We start from the raw sequence: 16,345 nt of genomic DNA, 5'->3' as shown, positions 1-16,345 counted from the left end.
ATGCTGAAGATCTCCGGAGTCCATGCGGGCTACGGTCGGACCGAGGTGATCCACGGGGTCGACATCGAGGTACCGGCCGACGGCGTCGTCGCGGTGATGGGACACAACGGGGCCGGGAAGACGACCCTGCTGCGCGCGGCCGTCGGGTTGGTGAAGACCACCAAGGGCACCATCACGTTCGACGGCGTCGACATCACCCGGGCGCGTCCGAGCGTACGGGTCGGGCACGGCATCGCCTACGTGCCCCAGGGGCAGCAGAGTTTCGGCCACCTCACCACCGCCGAGAACCTGCAGGTGGTGGCCGACGGCCGCAAACGCGGCAAGGAGCTGGTCGCCGAGATGCTGGACATGTTCCCGGCACTCAAGGAGCTGCTGGGACGACGCGCCGGCCTGTTGTCCGGCGGCCAGCGTCAGCAGCTGGCGATCGCGCGGGCGCTCATCACCGAGCCGCGGATGCTCATCCTCGACGAACCGACCGAGGGCATCCAGCCGTCGGTCGTCGCCGAGATCGAGCAGACCATCACCACGCTCACCCAGCGCGGGGGGCTGGGCGTACTCCTCGTCGAACAGCACATCGGGTTCGCCCTCGAGGCGGCGCAGCGGTACTACGTGCTGGAGAGCGGCCGCGTGACGTCGTCGGGTGAGGGCGGCACGACCGCCGAAAGTGCTGTGCGCGAGGCGATGACGATCTAGTACGACGCGCGGGCCACCTCAGCCGGGCGCCTGCCGGCTGAGGTGTTCCCACTTGTGGTAGTCCCGGTCACGTGCGCGGTCCATCTCGAGCACGTGGTCGAACGACTGGCTGCCGACGATCAGGCGCCGAGGCGGGTCGGGGAGCGCCACGAGTTCCAGGATGACCGGCGCGGCCGTGGTCGGCGGAGGTCCGGCGTCGTCACCCCACGACGATTCCATCTCGGCTCGCAGGTCCCGATACTCCGGCATCGGTTCGGTGTTCGTCGTACCGGCAGTGAACAACCCGGTGTCGTAACCGCCCATCTGCAGGATGGTGACCTTGACGCCGAATTGCTCGGCCTCCATCGCCAGCGCCTCACTGACCGAGTCGAGCGCGGCCTTGCCCGCTCCGTAGAAGCCGACGGTGGCCATTCCTCCGCCGCTGCCCATCGACGTCACCTGCAGCAGGCGTCCGCCGCCGCCGGCGCGCAGGTGGGGCAGCACGGCTTGCGCGACCCAGACGGCACCGAAGAAGTTCAGGTCGAGGTGCGCCCTGATCTGGGCCTCGGTGGCTTCCTCGACCATCCCGTAGAGCATTCCGCCGGCGTTGTTGACGACGATGTCGAGTCGGCCGAACGCGGTGACCGCTGCATCGACGCCGTCGAACACGGCCTGCCGGTCCGTGACGTCGAGCGACAGGGGATGGAGTTGATCGGGATGTCGCGTGGCCAGCGACGCCAGCGGTTCGATGTTGCGGGCGACGGCCACGACCTCGTCGCCGGCGGCAAGTGCCGCTTCGGTGAACGCGCGTCCGAGTCCGCGGGATGCGCCGGTGATGAACCAGACCCGTGCGTCGATCATCGAATTTCCTCCTAAGTAAACGGAACGGTCCGTCTCAGAATGGCTATGGCCAAGTCCGCCTCGCTTGTCAAACGCAACGTCTCGTTTCATGAACTAGGCTCGACCCATGACGACAGCTGCAGGTCCCGATCACTCACGCCGCAGAGAGCGGTCTCGCCAGGCGATCCTCGAAGCGACCCGAGCCCTGGTCGTGGAGCAGTCGTACGACAAGGTCACGGTGGAGGCGATCGCGGCCCGGGCCGGTGTCGGCAAACAGACGATCTATCGACGGTGGCCGTCGAAGAGCGCGGTCGTCTTCGCAGCGGTGCTCGCACTGAGCGAGGGGGCCGACGGGCAGTCGGTCGAACTGCCGGATACCGGAGATCTCGAGGCGGACCTGAAACAGGTCATGCGGGAGACGGTGGCAGAGTTCGCCGATCCGTCCTTCGATCGCCTGATCCGGGCGGTGAACACGGAGATCGCGAATGACGCCGACCTTGCGGCGGAGTACCGGGAGAAGCTGTCGCGACCGCTGGACGACGCCAAGAAGGCTCGGCTTCGCACGGCCGAGCGGGCGGGCCAGCTGCCCCCCGACACCGACCTCGACCTGTTTCTGGAGATGCTCTACGCCCCGTTGTTCCAGCGGTGGTTGCACCGCAGCGGCCCGCTGACCGACATCTACGCCGACGCACTCGTCGAGGCGACGCTCCGGGCCTTCGGAGGGAGATGACGGTCGGCCCGGTCCGCGCCGTCGTCAGTCCAGCCGGACTCCGATCTCGGGGGTGAGTTCGTGCGGCGCGTGGAGGGGGAGATTGTCGCCGCTCCAGAATCGCCCGGGGTCGAACCAGTTGGAGTCCTTGGACGCGTCGAGGATGCCCATCTCCCGATAGGTGATGGCCACCACCTCGGCGCAGTAGGCGGCTTCTAATCCGACGCCCTCGGTGTTCTGGCTTTTCCGTTGCTGCCGTTCGTCGCGTCGTTGACGGACCTTGCGGTCGAGGTAGGGGATGCCCCGGACGAGGTCGGTCGAGTTGGGCACCCGGCCGCGAAACCACCGGCCGGCCAGGCGCGCGGTGGTCGGGAACGGCGTCCCGTCGAGTTCGGCGATCACCTTGAGGAGAGCATTCTCCTGATCCGGGGAGACCTCCGGCGTGAGCTGTCGGAACCAGCACGCCTGCTTGTAGCGAATCATCCACTGCTCCGCGGCTTCTCGAGCGTCGTGTAGCTGCACGCCGCGATGATTCGATCCGGTCCACACGTCGGTCAGCCGATCGCCGAGCTCTGCGTGCCACAGCAGCGGTGGCAGATCGTCGATGCAGACCGCCATCGCGACATGGTTCACGGGCGCGTTGGTCAGGGTGCGGATGGCCCGGTCCGGTCCGGAATGGCCGCGGAAGAGCCAGATGTCGCCGGTGCGGGTGGCGTCGAGTGCGTCGGTCAACGAGATACCGGCGTCGGCGTGGTCTCGGCCGAGGAGAATTCTGCTGGTGGGCACGAGAGCAGGCTAATGCGTCCGGAGCACGCACGACGCCCGCGCGACCTATCCTGCCCGCATGAGGAACCTGTGGAAATGGCTGGGATTGGCGGGCGCGGTCGGGGTGGCCACCGGCGGGGTGATGGTCGCGCGTGACCAGCGGCAGCGGAAGTCCTATTCGGCCGACGATGTCCGGGCACGCCTGCATCAGCGGCTCGACGAGACGGAGAACGCGGGTGGCGGAGCCGCTGATTCCTGAGGACCGGAGTGGCGGAGCCACTGATTCCTGAGGATCGGAGTGGCGGAGCCACTGATTCCTGAGGACACTGGACAGCGTTGACCGGCGGCTCGTCAGGGTGGCCGGAGGAAGGAACATCATGACCGACAACAGCGGCTCCGGCGGACCGTTCAATTTCGGCCCCGAGGACTTCGACCGATTTGCGCGCGAAGCCGGTGACGGACTGCGCGACGTGTTCGGCAAGCTCTTCGAGGGTCAGGCCGGACCGGCAGCCTTCTCGATGTTCTTCGACGAGGCCGCCCGCGGCCGCACTCGCACCAAGCCCCGTGAGGAGACCACCGGTGAGGCCGGCTCGGGTGTCTGGGCGGTGTTCGTCGTCGACGACGACGGCGGTGCCCGCGTCGAGCAGGTCTACGCGACCGAACTCGAGGCCCTGCGCGCCAACAAGACCAACACCGATCCACGACGCAACGTGCGGTTCCTGCCGTACGGCATCGCGGTGAGTGCGTTGGACACGACGATCGGGGACAGCGGCGACGACGCCGCGCCCACGCCGTAGACAGCGGCAGACGCAACAAGGCCGGCGAGTCCTGAAAAGGACCCGCCGGCCTCGTCGTGTCAATGACTGCACGGCCTCACGGCACGTGCTGCGCCGGTGCCTGCGTCAGAGGTTGGCGCCGCACACCGGCCAGGCGCCGGGGCCCTGGGTGGCGAGCACGTTCTCCGCGACGCGGATCTGCTCCTCGCGGGAGGCGTCGGCCGGGTTACCGGTTCCGCCGTTGGCCTGCCAGGTGCTCATCGAGAACTGGAGGCCACCGTAGTAGCCGTTGCCGGTGTTGATGGCCCAGTTGCCGCCGCTCTCGCATTGAGCGACCGCGTCCCAGTTGCCGCCTGCTGCGTGCGCGGTGGACGCCAGCATCCCGAAGGGAGCGGTAGTCAGTGCGCCGACGATGGCGGCGCGGGCTACGAGCTTGGTCACGTGGGTCTTGGTCATTCGCATGGTCTTCGTTCCTCCTCACCACCCCGGGGTTGGCAGGGCGGTTGATCTCGGACCGTGGGCGACCATACGGGTTGGGTAACGGCTTGGTCACGTCGAGCCCGTGACCTGGGCGATTCGGATAACGCCGGGATAACGCTGTTAGTTTGACGGCGAATTCGCAGCGCATACCGCAATTCGGCGGGGGCTCGCCGTCGCCGATGTTCGGCCGCGTTCGATGACGAAGGTCACAGCGTGAATGTGGGGCCCGTCACGTCGGCGCCCCGGGCGTCGAGCTGGGGTCAGCGCGGAACGACAGCGATACGACCACCGCGGGACGGGGCATACGCCACCCCGCGCGAGAACCAGCGTTCGGACCTGGCGCTGGTCGGCATCAGTTCGAAGTCCGCCAGCAGTGTCCGCAGGGTCACGTCCATCTCCATGGTCGCGAATGCCGCCCCGATGCACCGCCGCGTGCCGCCGCCGAACGGCAGCCATGCCGCCGGAGGCTTGGTGCCCAGGAAACGGGTCGGGTCGAAGACCTCGGGCCGGGCGAATTCGCTGCTGTCGTCGTGGAGGAGTGCGATCGAGACGAGGACGTTGTATCCCTTCGGGATCCGCCACTTGCCGAGGTCGAGATGGTCGGCGACGACATGCCGGCCGGCGAAGTCGATGACGGGTCGGCTGCGCTGGACCTCCAGGATGGTGGCGTGGCGGTAGTCGGAGCCACCGGCGTCCACCTCGGCCACCAGTTCGCGCACCACCTCGGGGTGCCGGCGCAGCCGCTCGAGCGCCCACGCAAGGGTCGTCGCCGTGGTCTCGTGTCCGGCGGCGAGCATCGTGGCCAGTTCCTCGGCGATCTCGTCGTCGGTCATCGGACTGCCGTCGTCGTAGGTGCTGCGCAGCATGATCGCAAGGATGTCGGTGCGCTCATCCAGGCGAGAATCGTTGCGCGCCTTCGTGATCAGCCCGCCGACGTAATCTCGGTATTCGGCATTGCGTCGCGCGTACCGGTGATTGGGGTCGATCGGCCGGAGAAGGCGTGGGAGTGGGGGTACCGTCGCGGCGCGCGAACCGACGGTCACCATCGGTGGGATCATGTCGCGGAGTCGGTCCAGCTCGCTGCCCTCGGCGCCGAAAACCGCGCGGAGGATGACGTTCAGGGTGATCCGCATCATCGGTTCGATGGAGGCGAACTCGACCCCGGTGGGCCAGGACGCTGACTCGGCGCGAACCTCGTCGACCACCATCTGTTCGTACGACCGAATCGGCTTGCCGTGCAACGGCGGGGTGAGCAGTTTGCGCCGGGCGCGGTGTCGGGTGCCCTCCAGCGCGAACATCGATCCGGTGCCGAGTATGCGGCCGAGGTTGGGCTGGACGTTCTCGACCTGGTCGCCGGCGGTGAACAGCTCGCGCGCCATCGCGGCATCGGAGATGACGACGGAAGGGCCGAAGACGGGCAGGTTCACGGTAAAGGCCGAGCCGTGCCGGTCGTGGAGATATCGAAAGAAATGTCGCCGCGACACGACCGCGCCGAGCCCCTGGATGGTGGACGGGATCGACGTGGTGGGCGGCAGAACCGCCTCACCGCTCAGGGTCGGGGTGTTCACGAGTGAGGTCCTCTCGCCGCAGCGGTGGTACGTGCACGTACCACCCGACGGTACGCTCACGTACCGGGCGAGACAAGGGCCTATGCTCGAAGGCGTGACTGGATCGGGCCCGCTCGCTTCGCTCCCGGCGCCTGCGACATCGGGCCCGCTCGCTTCGCTCCCGGCGCCCTGGCTGACCTCGTCGGCGGGCGCATCAAGCCGGGACCGGCTGCTCGCGGCGATGCTCGAGTGCATCGTCGAAGCGGGTTACCGCGACACCACGGTCGCCGACATCGTGCGGGTCGCGCGGACCTCGAGGCGGTCGTTCTACCAAGAGTTCGCCGACAAGCAGTCATGCTTTTTCGCGCTGCTGACGGTGACCAACGAGTTCATGATCGCCGAGATCGCGCGGCGCGTGGATGCGGAAGCCTCCATCGAAGAGCAGGTGCGACAAGCGGTGTCGTCATATGTTGCAGCGAGCGAGCGGTATCCGGGTCTGACGCTGAGCTGGATCCGCGAGTTGCCCGCGCTCGGCAGCGCCGCCCAGGCGGTCAAGGACGAGGCCCTGGAAGCGTGGATCGAACTCTTCGTCGGCCTCACCTCGACCCCGACGATGGCCGCGGCGGGGGTGGTGCCGATGGACCGTCAGCGCGCGATCTTCCTGTGGGGTGGCTTCCGGGAGCTGACCGCCGGTGCCGTCGAGTCCGGCGCCCCGCTCGCATCGATCATCGAGCCGGCGACCGCGGCGTCCCTCGCGCTGGTGTTGCCGCGGCCGGTGTGACGAGACCCTTCGTGACGGCCCTCCGCAAGCTCCGGGCCTCCTCAGGGAGCGGGGACCGGGCTCAGTGCCATGAACCGCGTTGATATTGCGGCGGATACGGCGCCTCGCGCTTGTCGATGCCCAGCTCGTGTGCGGCGCGCAGCGGCCACGACGGCTCCCGCAGCGCGACGCGTCCGAAGAAGACGGCGGTGATGTCGTCGTCGCCGGCGACCTTCTCGGCCTGATCGGGTTCGGTGATGAGGCCGACGGCGGCGGTGGGCACACCCGACTGGCGGTGGATCGACCGGGCGAGGTCGACCTGGTAGCCGGGTCCGACGGGGATGTCGGCGAGGACGTTGCCACCCGAGGAGACGTCCACGAGGTCGACGCCGCGGCCGGCGAGGAGGGCGGCGAGACGGGCGGAGTCGTCCACATCCCACCCGCCCTCGGTCCATTCGGTGCCGGACACCCGGATGAACAGCGGCTTCGACGACGGCCACACCGCGCGGACCGCGTCCACGACCTCGAGGGTCAGCCTCGTACGTCCCTCGAAGTCGCCACCGTAGGCGTCGGTGCGCCGGTTCGAGAACGGGGAGAGGAACTGATGCAGCAGGTAGCCGTGCGCCGCGTGGATCTCGACGACGTCGAACCCGGCGTCGTCGGCGCGACGGGCGGCCTGTGCGAACGCGTCCACGACCTCGGCGATCTGCTCGGTCGTCATGGCGGTGGGGGCGGGCAGTCCCTCGAAGGCGACGTCGGACGGGCCGAATGTCGTCCAGCCGCCGTCGTCGAGCGGAATGGCGCCGGAGCGGTCGTCGAACGGTGCGTAGGTGGAGGCCTTGCGGCCGGCGTGGGCGAGCTGGGTGCCGATGACCGAGCCCTGCGAGTGGACGAAGTCGACGATGCGTCCCCAGGCCGCGGCCTGGTCGTCGTTCCACAGACCGGCGTCGTGTGCGCTGATCCGACCTTCGGGCACCACGGCCGCCGCCTCGGTGAGGATCAGTCCGAAGCCGCCGGCAGCTCGGGAACCGAGATGCGTCAGGTGCCAGTCGGTGGGCACCCCGTCGCCGGCGAAGCAGCTGTACTGGCACATCGGGGCGAGCCAGATCCGGTTGGGGATCGCGACATCGCGGAGGGTGAGCGGTTCGAAGAGTGCGGTACTGGTCACGAGGAGACACAACGATCGATCCGACGTCGTATTCCCGCGGCACTGCATAGTGTCGGGGCATGACCGAACAAATTCTGCACGAGGCGGTGTCGACGGAGATCGCCGAACCACTCGGGGTGATCACGCTGGGAGACGCGCGGCGCCGTAACCCGCTGTCCACGAGCACGATGCGCGCCATCACCGCCGCGCTTCGGGACTTCGACGACGATCCGCGCGTGCGGGTCATCGTGATCCGGGCGCTCGGACCCGCGTTCTCCGCCGGGCACGACCTCGGCGAACTCGTCGACCGGACCCTCGACGACGAGCGGGCCGTCTTCGCGACGTGCACGGAACTGATGCGGACGGTCCACGAGGTGCGACAGCCCGTCATCGCCGAAGTCGCCGGCATGGCCTTCGCGGCGGGGTGTCAACTGGTCGCGACGTGTGACTTGGCGGTCGCGGGACGCAGCGCGCGGTTCAGCACGCCGGGTGTGCGGATCGGGCTGTTCTGCTCGACTCCGATGGTCGCGCTGTCCCGCGCGATCGGACGCAAACGCGCCATGCACATGCTGCTCACCGGCGAACCCATCGGCGCCGAGACCGCCGCGGACTGGGGGCTGCTCAGCGGTGTCGTCGACGACGACGAGCTCTCGAACTCTGTGCGGGAGCTGGCTCTCCACATCGCCGGGTCGAGTGCGCGGACCGTCTCCATCGGCAAGCAGGCGTTCTACCGGCAGGTCGAGCTCGACGAGTCGGCGGCGTATGACGAGATGGGGGAGACGATGGCGACCAATGCGATGACCTGCGATGCGCAGGAGGGCATGTCGGCATTCCTGCAGAAGCGGAAGCCGGTCTGGACCGACAGCTGAGTCAGGCCCGAACGCCGAATCGCCACCTCCGGAACCGGGAGGTGGCGATTCGACGATGCGGTCAGGCGTCGATCTGCGCGGTGGCGGTCGCGAAACGCGCGAGATGGGCGTCCGCGGTGCCGAATTCGTACTCGATCGCGGTGAGACGCTTGAAGTAATGGCCGATGGCCAACTCCTCGGTCATCCCCATGCCGCCGTGCAACTGCACCGCGTTCTGTCCGATGAACCGGGCGGCGCGGCTGACGGTGGCCTTGGCGGCCGAGACCGCCGCCGCCCGTTCCGCCGGGGAGCCCTCGAGGGACAGGATCGCGAAATACTGTGCGGCGACCGACTGTTCGAGCTCGAGATGCATGTCGACCATGCGGTGCTGCAGCACCTGGAAGCTGCCGATCGGGACCCCGAACTGCTCGCGCTGCTTGGAGTACTCGACGGTGTCGGTGAACACCTTGCGCATCAGGCCGACGGCCTCGGAGACGACCGCGGCGGTCGCGGTGTCCCACGCCTTCTCGAGGATCTCGATGGCGTTCTCATCGGCGATGAGCGCGTCGCCGGGCAGGCGCACGTCGGTGAACGTGATGTCGGCGGCCTGGCGGTCGTCGATGGTGCGCAGCTTGTGCAGCTCGAGCCCCGTCGGCCCGCCGTCGGCGAGATCGATCAGGAACAGCGAGACGCCGGCGGGATCGTGGGGTTCGCCTGCGGTGCGGGCACTGACTATCAGGTAGTCGGCGAGCGGCGCCGTGGTGACGACGGCCTTGGTGCCGTTGAGCACCCACTCGTCGCCGTCCCGGTCGGCGGAGGTCTCGATGCGGGAGAGGACCCCGCCCGAGCCGTCTTCGAGCGCGGCGAGTGCGCTGAGCGCCTCGCCCTCGGCAATGCGGCCGGCGGCCTCGAGGGCGACGGGGTTACCGGTCGCGTGCAGCAGGCCCGCACCGAGCACGACCGTGTCGACGAACGGCTCGACCACGAGGGCGTGCCCGAGTGCTTCGGTGACGACCATCAGCTCTTCGGGGCCGCCGCCGAATCCGCCGATGTCCTCCGGCAGACAGGCGCCGACGACCCCGAGGTCCTCGACGAAGGCCTTCCAGATCTTCGGCTGCCAGCCCTCGCCGACCTTCGCGGCGTCGCGGCTGACCTGCAGGTCGTACCGCGCGTCGAGGAACTTGTCGAGACCGTCGGACAGCAGTTGCTGTTCGGGTGTGAGTGTGAAGTCCATTGGTTATCTCCTGTGACCCGTCAGAGACCCAGAGCCGCTTTGGCGAGGATGTTTCGTTGAATTTCGTTGCTGCCGGCGTAGATCGAGCCCGCGCGGTCGTTGAAGTAGTGCAGCGGCGCGACGGCCTGCCACGGTTCGCCGCTGACGTAGCCGTCGGTGGGCGGGGTGTACTGGAAGATGGGTCCGCCCGGCTTGGTGGCGTGCGGCTGGAAGACGCGTCCGTGCGGGCCCGCGGCCTCCAGGCTGAGGGTCGTGATCTCCTGGCTCAGTTCGGTACCGAGGATCTTCAGCATCGACGCGATGGAACCGGGGTCCTTGCCCGAACTCATCGCGGCGAGCGCGCGGTACTCGAGGACCTCGAGGATCTTCGCGCGCACCTGCAGGTCGGTGAGCTTGGCCGCGAAGGCCGGATCCTCCGACAGCGGGCCGCCGTTCGGCGCCGTCACCGACGCCGCGTCCCGGCCGAGCTGCTCGGCCATGACCTGCAGCGCCGGGGCGGCCGCGCCGCCGCCACGCTCGAAGACGAGCAGGTACTTCGCGACGGTCCACCCCTCGTCGATCTTGCCGAGGACGTTCTTCTTGGGCACGCGCACGCCGTCGAAGAAGACCTGCGCCTGCACCTGCTCGCCGGACGCGAACACGAGGTTCTGCACCTCGATGCCCGGCGAGTTCATGTCGATGAGCACGAACGTGATGCCCTGCTGCTTGCGTTCCTGGCGCGAGGTCCGCACGAGGCAGAAGATCCAGTTCGCCTCGGAGGCGTGGGTGGTCCAGATCTTGGAACCGGTGACGACGAGGTCGTCGCCGTCGTCGACCGCGGCCATCGACAGCGACGCGAGGTCGGAGCCGGACTCGGGCTCGGAGTAGCCCTGGCAGAAGAAGACGCTGCCGTCGAGGATGCCCGGCAGGAAGAAGTTCTTCTGCTCGTCGGTGCCGAACGCCATGATCGCGTGCGACACCATGCGGATGCCCATCGGCGACAGCGACGGCGCGCCGGCGAGGATCGACTCACGGCTGAAGATGTAATGCTGGGATTGCGACCAGTCGCATCCGCCGTACTGCACCGGCCACGCGGGAGCGGCCCAGCCACGCTCGTGCAGGATCGCCTGCCACTTCATCGAGGCCTCGTGGTCGGAGTAGACGCTGGTGCGCAGCGTGCCCGCCGCGCGTAGGTCGGGGGTCAGCTTCTCGTCGAGGAACGCGCGGACCTCGTCGCGAAACGCAGCGTCGTCCGGAGACCAGTTCATGTCCATGAGCGGTGCGCAACCTATCTGTAAACGGTTGTGGTCAGATTGGGGTCGAAAGGGAATCTACCCAATGATCGGCGCGCTGCGTAGCCCGCCTCACGTTTCCGGTTCCAGTGTGACGCCCGGGGCCGATCCGGGTGGCGGATCCTCACCCTTCGCGCCCGGGGTCTTCGCGGGTTCTCTCGTGTCGTCGTCGGATGTCCCCGCCTCGGTCGGGTCCGGGCTCTTCGGCTGCCCGCCCGACGACAGCAGCACGTCTGCCCAGCGGGTGGCGGGGTCGATGTCGATGAGCAAGGCCTTGGCGAGCAGGGTCAGCGGCACCGCGAGGATCGCGCCCAGCGGCCCGATCGCCCAGGCCCAGAAGAGCAGGGACAGGAAGGTCAGGGTGGTCGACAATCCGACCGCGTCGCCGACGAATTTCGGTTGGATGACCGACTGGATGATGACGTTGATCGCGCTGTAGACGACGATGACGACGAGCATCTTGCTCGGCCCGCCGTCGAGGAGCCCGAGCAACGCGGGCGGGACGAGACCGATGATGAAGCCGACGTTCGGGATGTAGTTGGTGATGAACGACAGCAGTCCCCACAGGATCGGCAGGGGTATGGAGAGCAGCGCGAGCGCCACGCTGTCGAGAACGGCGACGATCAGGCCGAAGACCGTCGACACCCAGAGGTAACTGCGCGTCCCCTGGGAGAAGGAGCGGAACGCCGACGCGATGTCGGGGCGCATCCGGTCGAGGATGTTCATCCGGTCGTCGAAGCCGACCGAGTCCGCGGCCATGAACAGCAGCAGGGCGAGGACGAGTATCAGGGCCGAGGCGACGCTGAACGTGCTGGCCAGCACGTCGGTCACGGCACCGACGACCTTGCTGGTGTCGACGTGGGAGATCATGTCCTGCACCTTGTCGTGGCTGACACCGTGGCTGGTGAGGAAGTTCTGGAAGCTGGTGACGAGGTCGTCGAACTTGTCGTCGTACTGCGGCAGGATCGATGCCAGGCGTGCGACGGAGAACACCAGCGCCGCGAACAGCCCGATGAGGATTCCGTAGACGAGGAGCACCGTCGTCACGAAGGCGGCCCACCGCGGGAAGCCCTTCTTGCGCAACCAGTTCGGGACCGGTTGGACGGCGACGGTGAGCATCAGCGCGAGAAAGACCGGACCGACCAGCGACGCCACCGATTTGATGCCGCCGATGGCGACGACGAGCCCGGCGATCGTGAGGAGCACGATGGTGCCCCGCGGCAGTGTCCAGTCGGGGGGATCGACCCGGTACGACGGTGGTGGGGGTGTGCGTTTGGAGGACTTGGTTCCGCGTGCCTCACTGCTACCGGACATGGTGTGCCGCCTTTCTGGACACGACTGTTACGTCGAAACAGCGGCCACCCACGCGCGGGAGCGCGCGGAGTGGCCGCCGTCAAGTGTTCAGCATTCGACGACCATCCGCGCGCGTTCGGCGTGCTTACGTCTCCGGTTGGTTCTCAGTGGCCCTTCCAGTTCGGCGTCCGCTTCATCACGAACGCCATGATCCCTTCGAGGGTGTCGCCGCTGATCACGAGCGAGTCGAGCACCGAGGTGCTGGCGTGGACGGCGTCGACCGTGTCGGTGATGGCGTCGGACTGTTCCATGGTGGCGATCGACGCCCGTACCGACGTCGGAGAGGCGGCCAGGATCTCCTCGGCCACGCCGCGTGCGGTCTCGAGAACCTTTCCGGCGGGGGCGATCCGGCTCACCAGTCCGGCGGCCGCGGCTTCGGCGGCGGAGATCCGACGCCCGGTCAGGATCATGTCGCGTGCGAGCGCGGGCGGGACCATCCGCGGCAGGCGGACCAGACCGCCCGCGGCGGCCGCCAAACCCACCTTCACCTCGGGCAGTCCGAACGATGCGTCCTCGTCGGCCACGACGATGTGACAGGCCATCGCGATCTCGCAGCCGCCGCCGAGCGCGAAGCCGTTGACCGCCGCGATCACCGGTTTGGGCAGGCTGCGCCGCGAGGTGAGTCCGGCGAACCCGTTCTTCGGCACCGACAGGGCGGCGGGCCCCGCGGTCGCCGCGAGATCGTTGCCCGCCGAGAAGGCCTTGTCGCCCTTGCCCGTCAAGATCGCCACCCACAGGTCGGGATCGGCGAAGTAGGCCTCGAAGATCGAGTCGAGTTCGGCGTTCGCGGCGGGGTTCAACGCGTTGCGCGCGTCGGGCCGGTTGATGGTCACCTCGAGCAGCCGACCGTCGCGACGGATCTCGACGTGCTCGTAGGAGTCGCGGAATGCGGGCGCGACGACCGGGTGCCGGGAGTTCATGGCCGCGGAGGTCAGGGCCACCCGATTGCCTTTGTCGAAGGACTGCACGACGATCGGCGTGCCGACGGGGTCCTCGGCGGTGAGGAGGAGGTCGAAGAGTTCGTCGTCGTCGGAATCGAGATTGGCCACGAAGCGGGCGCCGAGTCCCTCCGGAACGGTCGGATCGACCAGCCGGCCGATCACCACACCGGTGCGGCGGCCGTTCTTCTGCGGGATGACCGTGTAGGTCTCGACGACCGCGGCACCGTCGGCGTCGGCGATCGTGGGAACGGTCGGTACCGCGTCGAGCTCGGCCTGGACCGGACCGCTGGTGTCCGGACGCCACGGTGCCGGCGTCGTCGAATAGACACCCGCGGCATGCTTGCTCAGCACACCGCCGTTGGCGACGACGAGACCGTAGTCACCCGGCGATCGCCGGACGCGGGTGACGACTTCGGCGATCGCGTGGAGCGAGTAGTTGTTGCCCGGCCCGCCGAAGAACGGCAGGCCACCCGTCACGGTCAGCCCGCGCGGATCGTCGGGCGACATGCCGATCCCGTCGAGGACGTTGAACACCGCGATCGGGAAGCAGCTGTAGATGTCGACCACGGAGATGTCGTCGAGCCCGATCCCGGCGACCTGCAGCGCATGCCGCACCGCCGCGGGAGCCGCAGGAGCGGAGGACAATTCGGGGCGAGCCAGGACCGGGCGTTCCACCGTCGACGAATGACCGTGCAGGAAAACCCATTTCGCGGGGTCGATGCCGGCGGCCTGCGCGGCCCGCACCGACATCACGACCACGGCTGCGGCCTGGTTGACCTGATCGCGCGCCACGATGTACCGAGTGAACGGATCGGACACGATCCGGTTCTCGGGGGTGACGGTGACGAGTTCGTCGGCGGTGCGCGCCGTCGGGGCGGCCGAGTGCGGGTTGGCGGCGGCGACCTCGGTGAACGGTGCGAACAACTCACCCATCGTGGCGATGTAGGGGTCGCGGCCCAGGCCGGAGGCGTGCCGGCGGGCGTTCTCCAGCAGGGCGTACTGCGGCAACACCGACGCGAGGCCGTGCCGCATCTCGGCGACCGAGATGATGCCCTTGAGCCCGAAACCGCGGTCCTCGAGTTGCCCGCCGACCTCCTCGGCGAAGTTCGGGCGCTGATCCTCCGGCTGTGACATGAGGTGGCGGACCGTCGACATCACCTCGGCGCCGAACACCACGGCCCCCTCGGAGTCGCCGGCGGCGATGGCCGCCGCGAGTTCGGTGAGCATCGTCTGCGGGGTCTGGCCGCCGGTCACGGCCTGCACGGCGCGGCGTGGGTCCACCCCGATCCGGTTGCCGACCGCGCGCGGCATGTTGTCCGGTCGGCCCAGCGGTGACGACGACAACGGGCTCGAGATCTCGAACGAGCGGATCGCGGCGATCGTGTCGATCGACCCGGCGACGTCGCCTCCGGAGTCGGCGAATGCGGCGGTCACCGCCCGGGCGGCGAGGTCGGCCTCGCCGAGCGCCTCGTATCCGGGATCGGTCAGGCGTTCCGATGCCTGGCCCACGCCGACGACGACGGGGGTGGTCGGATCGATATCAACGAGCGTTGTTGGCATACCAAACATTGACACATGGCGTGACCGGGGTCTCATCGGAGGTGGCGGACGAGCGTCGGAGCGCCAGTGTGGGGTGCACGCGCCCAGAACGTCAGCGTTGCGGTCAGCGCGGTTGCAACCGTGGTCGGCCGGTGCCGAGCCGACCAGACTGTCGCCGACCAGTCTGCGATCGAAAGGACCCCCGATGACGTCCACTGTGCCGTCCACCGAGCAAACCAACCGGCCCGCCACCGGAACGACGGACGAGCGTCTCGACGAGGTGTTCGCACCGATCTTCGCCCGGATCGCCGAAGGCGCCGTGCAGCGCGAGGACGACCGCAGGCTTGCATACGACGAGGTCGCGTGGCTACGGGAGGCGAAGTTCGGCGCGTTGCGTGTGCCGGTGGAATTCGGCGGCTATGGCGCGTCGATCCGTCAGCTGTTCCGGTTGCTCATCGACCTGGCCGCCGCGGAGTCCAATCTCCCGCAGGCCCTGCGGGTGCACTGGTCGTTCGTCGAGGACCAGCTCGCGGCCCTCCCGGACGAGGCTGCGCAGCAGTGGTTGCGCAAGGTCGGCGAGGGGACGCTGGTGGGCAACGCGATCACCGAACCCGGCGTCGGCGCCATCGACCGGTACCAGACGCGCCTCACCCCGGATCCGGCGAGCACCGACGGCAGCGGGTTCCGGCTCGACGGCACCAAGTACTACAGCACCGGCAGCCTCTACTCCGACCACATCCTCGTCGCCGCCGACCAAGACGGTGAGCGGGTCTCGGTGCTCGTCGACGCCGACGCCGATGGCGTCACCCAGCACGACGACTGGGACGGCTTCGGCCAGCGCCTGACCGCCAGTGGCACCACGGAATTCGCCGACGTCGAGGTGCCGGCCGATCGGGTGCTCGGCCCGGGTTACGGCGGGGAGGGGCGCACCTACGCGACGTCGTACCTGCAGCTCGTGCAGCTCTCGGTGCTCGCGGGTATCGCGGCACGCGCCACCGACGACGTCGTGGAGTGGGTGCGTAATCGCACGCGCACCTTCACGCACTCGACCGCCGACCTGCCGCGTCATGATCCGTTGGTGCAGCAGGTGATCGGCCGGTTGTCGGCGGCGGCTTACACCGCGCGCACGCTGGTCCTCGACATCGCCGACGAGCTCGATGAGCTCGCGCTCGCCGGCTGGGAGGACGCCGAACTCCTCGACCGCGTCGAGTTCGACGTCGCCCGTGCCCAGGCCGCCGTCATCCCCGCAGTACTGGACGCGACCACTCAACTGTTCGAGGTCGGCGGCGCGTCGATCACCTCCGAGCGTCTGCGCCTGGATCGCCACTGGCGCAACGCCCGGGTGATCTCGGTGCACAACCCGCTGATCTTCAAACTGCAGGCCGTCGGCGACCACGTGCTCAACGGCACCGACCTGCCGTACGCCTGGAGCGCCGGGCAGAAGTAGCACGCCGTGCCGCTAC

Annotated in this window: 16 protein-coding genes; 7 read left to right on the top strand and 9 right to left on the bottom strand. The window is 68.4% G+C overall.

Going from position 1 to position 16,345, the window contains the following annotated elements:
- The gene (urtE, locus tag Q9R39_RS02435; protein WP_065631048.1) at window positions 1-693 is read left to right on the top strand and encodes an urea ABC transporter ATP-binding subunit UrtE; all 693 of its coding nucleotides are present in this window, start codon (window positions 1-3) and stop codon (window positions 691-693) included.
- Window positions 694-711: 18 nt separating this feature from the next.
- Here urtE and Q9R39_RS02430 read toward each other — a convergent pair whose 3' ends face one another.
- Window positions 712-1,533, bottom strand: a complete 822-nt coding sequence (locus Q9R39_RS02430) for an SDR family NAD(P)-dependent oxidoreductase (RefSeq protein ID WP_065631047.1) — start codon at window positions 1,531-1,533, stop codon at window positions 712-714.
- 106 nt (window positions 1,534-1,639) lie between these two features.
- On the opposite strand from Q9R39_RS02430, the gene Q9R39_RS02425 reads away from it, so the two are divergent.
- On the top strand, window positions 1,640-2,242 hold the full coding sequence (locus tag Q9R39_RS02425) for a TetR/AcrR family transcriptional regulator (protein WP_065631046.1): 603 nt from the start codon (window positions 1,640-1,642) through the stop codon (window positions 2,240-2,242).
- Between the two features lie 24 nt (window positions 2,243-2,266).
- Here Q9R39_RS02425 and Q9R39_RS02420 read toward each other — a convergent pair whose 3' ends face one another.
- Complete coding sequence (locus Q9R39_RS02420; RefSeq protein WP_311277048.1) at window positions 2,267-3,007, bottom strand: guanylate cyclase; 741 nt, start codon at window positions 3,005-3,007, stop codon at window positions 2,267-2,269.
- 58 nt (window positions 3,008-3,065) lie between these two features.
- Here Q9R39_RS02420 and Q9R39_RS02415 point away from each other — a divergent pair, with 58 nt between their 5' ends.
- A complete protein-coding gene (locus Q9R39_RS02415) occupies window positions 3,066-3,245 on the top strand; it encodes a hypothetical protein (protein ID WP_311277047.1) in 180 nt (59 codons plus the stop codon).
- Between the two features lie 118 nt (window positions 3,246-3,363).
- Window positions 3,364-3,783, top strand: a complete 420-nt coding sequence (locus Q9R39_RS02410) for a hypothetical protein (RefSeq protein ID WP_058252499.1) — start codon at window positions 3,364-3,366, stop codon at window positions 3,781-3,783.
- Between the two features lie 105 nt (window positions 3,784-3,888).
- Here Q9R39_RS02410 and Q9R39_RS02405 read toward each other — a convergent pair whose 3' ends face one another.
- The gene (locus Q9R39_RS02405; RefSeq protein ID WP_311277046.1) at window positions 3,889-4,224 is read right to left on the bottom strand and encodes a transglycosylase family protein; all 336 of its coding nucleotides are present in this window, start codon (window positions 4,222-4,224) and stop codon (window positions 3,889-3,891) included.
- Window positions 4,225-4,502: 278 nt separating this feature from the next.
- Complete coding sequence (locus tag Q9R39_RS02400) at window positions 4,503-5,810, bottom strand: cytochrome P450 (protein ID WP_311277045.1); 1,308 nt, start codon at window positions 5,808-5,810, stop codon at window positions 4,503-4,505.
- 82 nt (window positions 5,811-5,892) lie between these two features.
- On the opposite strand from Q9R39_RS02400, the gene Q9R39_RS02395 reads away from it, so the two are divergent.
- Window positions 5,893-6,570, top strand: coding sequence for a TetR/AcrR family transcriptional regulator (locus tag Q9R39_RS02395; RefSeq protein ID WP_205333538.1), 678 nt, complete (start codon window positions 5,893-5,895; stop codon window positions 6,568-6,570).
- A gap of 61 nt (window positions 6,571-6,631) precedes the next feature.
- Here Q9R39_RS02395 and Q9R39_RS02390 read toward each other — a convergent pair whose 3' ends face one another.
- Entirely contained in the window at window positions 6,632-7,717 is a 1,086-nt protein-coding gene (locus Q9R39_RS02390) for an NADH:flavin oxidoreductase/NADH oxidase (protein ID WP_311277044.1), read from the bottom strand.
- 59 nt (window positions 7,718-7,776) lie between these two features.
- Between Q9R39_RS02390 and Q9R39_RS02385 the strand changes: the two genes are divergently transcribed.
- Window positions 7,777-8,565: an enoyl-CoA hydratase gene (locus Q9R39_RS02385; RefSeq protein WP_065631042.1), complete on the top strand. Its 789-nt coding sequence runs from the start codon at window positions 7,777-7,779 to the stop codon at window positions 8,563-8,565.
- A 61-nt stretch (window positions 8,566-8,626) separates the two neighbouring features.
- Here the strand turns inward: Q9R39_RS02385 and Q9R39_RS02380 are convergent, their stop codons facing one another.
- The 4 genes from Q9R39_RS02380 to Q9R39_RS02365 form a co-directional block, all read right to left on the bottom strand.
- On the bottom strand, window positions 8,627-9,778 hold the full coding sequence (locus Q9R39_RS02380; protein ID WP_058252504.1) for an acyl-CoA dehydrogenase family protein: 1,152 nt from the start codon (window positions 9,776-9,778) through the stop codon (window positions 8,627-8,629).
- A gap of 20 nt (window positions 9,779-9,798) precedes the next feature.
- Window positions 9,799-11,031: an acyl-CoA dehydrogenase family protein gene (locus Q9R39_RS02375; protein ID WP_065631040.1), complete on the bottom strand. Its 1,233-nt coding sequence runs from the start codon at window positions 11,029-11,031 to the stop codon at window positions 9,799-9,801.
- Between the two features lie 90 nt (window positions 11,032-11,121).
- Window positions 11,122-12,363 carry an AI-2E family transporter gene (locus tag Q9R39_RS02370; protein WP_311277043.1) on the bottom strand — a complete coding sequence of 414 codons (1,242 nt, stop codon included), beginning with the start codon at window positions 12,361-12,363 and terminating at the stop codon, window positions 11,122-11,124.
- A 143-nt stretch (window positions 12,364-12,506) separates the two neighbouring features.
- On the bottom strand, window positions 12,507-14,912 hold the full coding sequence (locus tag Q9R39_RS02365; protein ID WP_396275637.1) for an acetyl-CoA acetyltransferase: 2,406 nt from the start codon (window positions 14,910-14,912) through the stop codon (window positions 12,507-12,509).
- 175 nt (window positions 14,913-15,087) lie between these two features.
- On the opposite strand from Q9R39_RS02365, the gene Q9R39_RS02360 reads away from it, so the two are divergent.
- Entirely contained in the window at window positions 15,088-16,329 is a 1,242-nt protein-coding gene (locus Q9R39_RS02360; protein ID WP_311277041.1) for an acyl-CoA dehydrogenase family protein, read from the top strand.
- Window positions 16,330-16,345: the final 16 nt, after the last annotated feature.

The organism is Gordonia sp. AC31, from assembly GCF_031844505.1.
GTDB lineage: Bacteria > Actinomycetota > Actinomycetes > Mycobacteriales > Mycobacteriaceae > Gordonia > Gordonia hongkongensis.
Note: the sequence above shows the minus strand (reverse complement) of the source record. Positions and strands in the feature narration are given on the sequence as shown.

Coding starts and splice junctions, on each gene's coding strand:
- urtE (WP_065631048.1), top strand. CDS start 1: ATGCTGAAGATCTCCGGAGTCCATGCGGGCTACGGTCGGACCGAGGTG.
- Q9R39_RS02430 (WP_065631047.1), bottom strand. CDS start 1,533: ATGATCGACGCACGGGTCTGGTTCATCACCGGCGCATCCCGCGGACTC.
- Q9R39_RS02425 (WP_065631046.1), top strand. CDS start 1,640: ATGACGACAGCTGCAGGTCCCGATCACTCACGCCGCAGAGAGCGGTCT.
- Q9R39_RS02415 (WP_311277047.1), top strand. CDS start 3,066: ATGAGGAACCTGTGGAAATGGCTGGGATTGGCGGGCGCGGTCGGGGTG.
- Q9R39_RS02410 (WP_058252499.1), top strand. CDS start 3,364: ATGACCGACAACAGCGGCTCCGGCGGACCGTTCAATTTCGGCCCCGAG.
- Q9R39_RS02405 (WP_311277046.1), bottom strand. CDS start 4,224: ATGCGAATGACCAAGACCCACGTGACCAAGCTCGTAGCCCGCGCCGCC.
- Q9R39_RS02395 (WP_205333538.1), top strand. CDS start 5,893: ATGCTCGAAGGCGTGACTGGATCGGGCCCGCTCGCTTCGCTCCCGGCG.
- Q9R39_RS02385 (WP_065631042.1), top strand. CDS start 7,777: ATGACCGAACAAATTCTGCACGAGGCGGTGTCGACGGAGATCGCCGAA.
- Q9R39_RS02380 (WP_058252504.1), bottom strand. CDS start 9,778: ATGGACTTCACACTCACACCCGAACAGCAACTGCTGTCCGACGGTCTC.
- Q9R39_RS02375 (WP_065631040.1), bottom strand. CDS start 11,031: ATGGACATGAACTGGTCTCCGGACGACGCTGCGTTTCGCGACGAGGTC.
- Q9R39_RS02370 (WP_311277043.1), bottom strand. CDS start 12,363: ATGTCCGGTAGCAGTGAGGCACGCGGAACCAAGTCCTCCAAACGCACA.
- Q9R39_RS02365 (WP_396275637.1), bottom strand. CDS start 14,912: ATGTTTGGTATGCCAACAACGCTCGTTGATATCGATCCGACCACCCCC.
- Q9R39_RS02360 (WP_311277041.1), top strand. CDS start 15,088: ATGACGTCCACTGTGCCGTCCACCGAGCAAACCAACCGGCCCGCCACC.